This window comes from Komagataeibacter europaeus LMG 18890, assembly GCF_000285295.1.
Taxonomy (GTDB): domain Bacteria; phylum Pseudomonadota; class Alphaproteobacteria; order Acetobacterales; family Acetobacteraceae; genus Komagataeibacter; species Komagataeibacter europaeus.
In genome coordinates, this window is the sequence record NZ_CADP01000142.1 from 1 (window position 1) to 5,864 (window position 5,864).

Annotated in this window: 5 protein-coding genes and 1 pseudogene; 3 read left to right on the forward strand and 3 right to left on the reverse strand. The window is 61.1% G+C overall.

The window, feature by feature from the left end:
• Positions 1–195: pseudogene (locus tag GEU01_RS23360) on the forward strand (IS110 family transposase); the annotation flags it as partial.
• 403 nt (positions 196–598) lie between these two features.
• Here GEU01_RS23360 and GEU01_RS19000 read toward each other — a convergent pair.
• From GEU01_RS19000 to GEU01_RS19010, 3 genes are read right to left on the reverse strand one after another with little or no spacing between them, the layout of a single operon-like run.
• A complete protein-coding gene (locus GEU01_RS19000; protein ID WP_019087330.1) occupies positions 599–1,702 on the reverse strand; it encodes a FecCD family ABC transporter permease in 1,104 nt (367 codons plus the stop codon).
• Entirely contained in the window at positions 1,689–2,825 is a 1,137-nt protein-coding gene (locus GEU01_RS19005; protein ID WP_019087331.1) for an ABC transporter substrate-binding protein, read from the reverse strand. The genes GEU01_RS19000 and GEU01_RS19005 overlap by 14 nt, the downstream gene beginning before the upstream one ends.
• A gap of 37 nt (positions 2,826–2,862) precedes the next feature.
• Complete coding sequence (locus GEU01_RS19010; protein ID WP_019087332.1) at positions 2,863–3,405, reverse strand: iron transporter; 543 nt, start codon at positions 3,403–3,405, stop codon at positions 2,863–2,865.
• A gap of 167 nt (positions 3,406–3,572) precedes the next feature.
• Between GEU01_RS19010 and GEU01_RS19015 the strand changes: the two genes are divergently transcribed.
• Both GEU01_RS19015 and GEU01_RS19020 read left to right on the forward strand, forming a co-directional pair.
• Positions 3,573–4,091: a hypothetical protein gene (locus tag GEU01_RS19015; protein ID WP_019087333.1), complete on the forward strand. Its 519-nt coding sequence runs from the start codon at positions 3,573–3,575 to the stop codon at positions 4,089–4,091.
• A gap of 196 nt (positions 4,092–4,287) precedes the next feature.
• Positions 4,288–5,864, forward strand: a 1,577-nt coding sequence (locus GEU01_RS19020; RefSeq protein ID WP_019087334.1) for a carbohydrate porin, incomplete at its 3' end; no start/stop codon positions are given.

A 5,864-nucleotide genomic window follows, 5' to 3' on the forward strand; every position in this document is an offset into this window, starting at 1 on the left:
GGGGCGACATCCATGTCCTTCCGCGCGCAGAAATGGACAAGCGCCGCAGGGGCATGGCTTTGCAAGCTTCTGGAGCGTCGCCCAACACGTCTTGCAACCGTCGCACTTGCCAACAAACTGGCCCGGATCGTCTGGGCTCTCCTGTCGCGCAAAGAGATCTATCGTCCGGCCGGCCGCAATGTCGCTGTAATCTGACATGCGCTGCCAAGACGATGGATGCCGGGGTTCGCCCCGGTAGATCCGGCAGAATGCACTGACCAGCGTGATGGGAAGACTGTAATTCAGGAACAGTTCAGGCGATACCGTTGGATGACATGTGCCATCGAGCACGTTTTCAAGATTGGTGCCTGACACGCAAGCGCACACCCATAATGGCCAGCGAAAAACGTCGCACAAACAGGCCGGACATAAGGGCGCACCTGACCGGATCCCCGCATCCTGCGAGCAGCGATGCATTCCACCGAGAAAACAAGATTTAGAGAAACGCAGAGAGATAACAAATGTGATCCATTGCATCGAACCGGCCGTCCACATAGGTCATCCAGAACGGTGCGCCGGCCATATCTTACGGTTACATGTTCCGCGAACAGGCCATCCATCATGAAAGCCCCTGCCGGCGCAGGACAATGGCAAGGAAGAACGGAATGCCCACCAGCGCCGTCACGATACCGGTCGGGATCACCACGCCGGGCATGATGTTGCGCGCCGCCACCGAAGACAGCGACATGACCAGCGCACCAACAAACATGCTGCCGGGCAGATAGAAACGATGGTCCTCCCCCAGCAGGCGACGGGCGATATGTGGTGCGACCAGTCCGACAAACCCGATTGTTCCCACGAAGGACACCGCCAGCGCCGACAGGATGCTGACCCGCAGCAACGCACCCCGCCGCACGCGTGGCACGTCCACCCCGAGGCTGGCGGCGCGTTCTTCCCCCATGCGCAGCACGGTCAGTTTCCATGCGGCGCGAAAGGAAAGCGGCGCCACCACCACGCAGGCCGCCGCCAGCAGCCCCAGCTTGGGCCACGTCGCCCGCGTCAGGCTGCCCATGGTCCAGAACACCAGGTCCTGCAGCGCGTCTTCATTGGCGACAAACTGCAACAGGGAAACCAGTGCATGGAACGCGAATACCAGGGCAATGCCAAACAGCACAACCGTGCCCGTTCCCGCATTGCGCCTGCGTGACACCATATCCAGCAGCAGGACGGAACCGATGGCGAACACGAAGGCATCGGCCGACACTACCCATGCATCCGGCACGCCAGGCAGACGCCAGTGCAGGATAATGGCCAGTGAAGCCCCGAACGCCGCCGCGGCCGAAACCCCCAGCGTAAACGGACTGGCCAGCGGATTGGCCAGCACGGTCTGCATTTCCGCCCCGGCCAGCCCCAGCGCCGCCCCCACACATACGGCCATGAGCGCGTAAGGCAGGCGGATCTGCCAGACAATGACACTCTGCCCGGCAGATACATCCCGCGCGTGCAGCAGCGTATGGATCAGCGCCCCCACCGACAGCCCGGATGGCCCCAGACAGAAATCAAGCACGACCGAAGCGACAATACACAGAGCAATGACCGCCAGGATTCCCAACCGCCGTCGCAGCAGCATGCGATAGGCGCCACGCACCTGCCGGGCATAACCCGACAGGTCGGAAGACGGGAGGGTGGGCGTGCTTGCCGGTACGTCATCAGGGATGCGCATTGATCCAGAATGTCCCTTCCTGCCTGACGGGGAGAAAGCGGTCATACAGTTCCTTCTGCGTCGCATCGGGATCAAGGTCGGCAAACAGGTCCGGATGGAACCACTTCGCCATGACCTCGACCGCAAGGATGTTGTACGGCGAATCATAGAATGAATGCCAGATGCCGTAGTCATGCCCGGTAGTGACCGCACGCAGGCTGGAAATGCCCGGACGGTCCGTTACACGCCGCAGGGACGCGCGCGCGACTTCCGGCGTGACCTCCGCCCCCATGCGCAGGCCCGGCCCGCTGGCCTTCGGCCCTTTGGTGCCGTCGGCTATGTATATGTCCGGGTCAGCGGAAATGACCTTTTCCAGGTCAATATCCCCGATATATCCCGGCAGCAGGGGCGCTGCGATATTCTGGCCACCGGCCGCCGTAATGAACGCGCCCATGTTGCCCTTGCCCGCCGTATGGCAGCAGCTTTCGCGCATGGCGGCCAGCATTTCGATAAAGACCCGGGGCCGCTGCGCTTCAGGCAATGACGCCACCCGGTCGGTCACGTATTTCAGGTGCGACTGGTAGAAGGACAGGTAATCCGCGGCTTCCTGCTCCCGGTGCAGCACCAGGCCCAGTATCTGCATGGATGCGACGGTGTCATGCAGCGGGTCGGCACGGAAATCGACAAAGACGACCGGCACATGCGCACTTTCCAGTTGCGCGACCAGTTCGCTCGCCGCCCCCGGCCCATGGCCGGACACCGTCAGGATCGCAAGGTCGGGGTGCAGGTCCAGCACGCGTTCGGGACTGACCGTATCCGCCGTGGTCTTGCCAATCAGCGCCACCCTGGCTGCCTGTGGGAAGGTTGCGACGTACTGGTCGTAACTCTGGGTATCCGCGCCGCGGAATTCTCCCTGCCATCCCACGATCCGGTCAAACAGGTGCTGCTTTTCCAGTGGGGCAAGGGCATAGACCAGACGCCCTTCCCCCAGGATGATGCGGTGGACACTGGCCGGAATGTCCACCTTGCGGCCGGCAAGGTCGGTCACGGTTTCAGCCCATGCCGCAGGCAGTCCCGCCGACAGGCCCATGACCGCCACCACCCCGCATGCCAGCACACGCCAGTTATCCAGTATCCGTCCCATCACCCTGCTCCGATCTATATGATTACCCCCAGGGACATCATTTCTGGGGATAGGCAAAATTGAACTTCTCGGTAAACGGCTTCCAGAACCCCGGCGTGCCGGTTTCCTTGTCCACGTGATGCAGGAAGCCACTCTGTTCGGGTGAGGAATAGGTCAGCACGACCGTATAGCGGCCCGGGCCGTCCATCTGCACGTTATCGGCATAATGCGGGCCGTCCTTGGCGGTCATGAAGTGCATCGTGCCTTCAGCCTTCCACGGCGTGCCATCCTTGGTCAGTGAATAACCGATCGTAAGATACGGCACCCATGCGCCATCGGGATATCCCCATACGTTATCGGCGGTGGCGTGGACGTCGGTTTCAAGATGGATGGTGTCGGGTTTGGTATTGTCGGTCATGCCGGCGGGCATGGGATCCACCATGATACCCGTCAGGTAGCTGGACGCGATCTCCATGTCATGCGCCTGAACGGGGCCACCGATGGGATATTCACGCGCCTGTGCCGCCGTGACACCGACAGGCAGGGCCGCGATGGCCAGCGCCAGTATAGAACACTTTTTCTTCATGATGACTGTTTCCATATATCTGAACATCAGGTCAGGGCGCCTGTTTTATTTTTTAACCTTCAGTAATCCCATGACCAGATTACAGATCCCCTTCCGGCTGATTTCACAAATCTGATAATGATAATTGTTATCACTGTCAACGGATGGTATGTGCTGTGCGATACACACGGAGACTACCTGCCATGATCAGCCATCCCCTCGCGTTTATGCGACTGCCCTATGCGGTCCTGATCGCAATGGACAGCCGGATGCTGCACTTCTGGCTGCAGCCGGTCCATTACCTGATCCGCATCGTACACATTGTCAGCATGGCCTTGTTTTTCGGGATGGACATGTTGTTTGACCTCGGGATCCTCAATCCCCGCATGGCGCCCCGTCTGGCCCCCACGGCGCAACTGATGGTGCGCCCGCTGCACATTGCCTTCGCCATCGCCATGGTCACGGGTATCGTGCTGTTCTTCTACGATCCCGTACATATCGGCAGCCGGGCGTATCTGACGCCCAAGCTGCTGCTGATCACGCTGGCCATGCTGAACGCCATGTGGTGCCACCGTTCGGTTTACCTGTCGGTACTCAGGGGGAATCCGGTCATTTCACTACGTGGCCGGGTCGGGGCAAGTATTTCGCTGTCCCTATGGACAGGCGTGATGATCATGTCATGCCTGAATAGTGAAGGTGTACCAAAAGTTTTCTTGCGCTGATACCAGCATTGCAAAATACGCATGATGCTTGTGATTGACGGGTTTGCGTCAAAATGTAATTGAGAGTCATTCTTATTGATACTGATTCTCAGTTGCGTCTGATATCATGACCCTTTCCCATTCACGGCATATATTAAGGGGATCGAGCTTTTTCGTTCCCGCCCTTTCCTTCAGCACCGTCCGGCGGCGTCTGCGCATGGGATCATGTATCGTATGTTTCGGGCTGGCCCTGCCCGCGACAGGCTTTGCACAGGTCCAGACACAGATTGAGGAAGACCGCGCCCGGCTGGGCAATTCCACCCCGCTGATCCAGCAGATCGACCCCGCCACGGTGCGTGATTCGGAACGCGCGCAGGCCGATACGGAAGAAAAGGCCGCGGTCGCGGCAGGGGGCGAGGACAGGCTGGACACCAGCGGCAACCTGCTGGGCAACATGTGGGGCGCGCGGCCGTGGCTTTACAAACACGGCATCACCTTCGACATACAGGAAGTCGATGAGGTCTGGGGCAACGGCACCGGCGGCACGCCCAGCACCAATGGCGACGGGCAGGGTTCGGGCACCGGCCCCGCCTATGACGGCGTCACCATGCCGACGCTGACCATCGATACCGAAAAGCTGTTCGGGCTGAAGGGCGGCCTGTTCAACGTCAGCGCGCTGCAGACGCGCGGGCGCTCGATCTCGCAGGATCACCTGAACAACTTCAACCCCATAAGCGGGTTCGAGGCCGATCGCTCCACCCGCCTGTTCGAACTGTGGTACCAGCAGTCCTTCCTCAAGGGAAAGCTGGACGTGAAGATCGGCCAGCAGGACCTTGATACCGAATTCCTGGTCAGTTATTACGCGTCTTTGTACCTGAACGCCAATTTCGGCTGGCCCATGGCCCCTTCGGTCAACCTGTATGGTGGCGGGCCGTCATGGCCGCTGTCCTCGCCCGCCATCCGCATCCGCTACCGCCCCAGCGAGAAATTCACCTTCATGTTCGCCGCAGCCGACGACAACCCGCCCGGCAACCGCTACAACTCCCTGCCCATCCAGCAGGCCACCGGGTCTGGCAGCGGCTTCAGTTCCGATCCCACCAGCCAGACCTATGACGGCGCCAACGGCACGAACTTCAACATGGGCACCGGCGCGCTGCTGATCACCGAACTGCAGTATGCGCTCAACCCGCAGCCGGCCGACATGTCCAACGTGACCAAAAATCCCGGCCTGCCGGGGGTGTACAAGCTGGGTGGATACTACGATACCGCGAAATTCGCCGACTACCGCTACAACCAGCGCGGCGGTTCACTGGGGGCGGCCACGCTGAACGCCAGCGCCACGCAGGCCGACCTGACCCCGCGATGGGACCGGGGCAACTGGATGGTCTATGGCATCATCGACCAGATGATCTGGCGGCCTTCGCTAACATCCCCCCGCTCGCTGGGTGCATTCGTGCGCGCCACGGGCAACGGGGGCGACCGCAACATGATCAGCTTCGCCATCGACGCGGGGCTGAACCTGAAGGCCCCGTTCAGGGGACGCGACAACGACACGATCGGGCTGGGCTGGGGCATCGGCCGCGCCAGTTCGGGGCAGCGCCAGTTCGACCGCGACAGCCATTCGCTGGTGCAGGGCAACGAAAACCACCTTGAACTGACCTATCAGGCGCAGGTCACGCCATGGCTGGTCATGCAGCCCGACTTCCAGTACGTCTGGCACCCCGCCGGCGGCGGTGCCGACCCGTCCTTCCCATACCGCCGCACCGGCGACGAGGCGATCTTCGGCCTGCACAG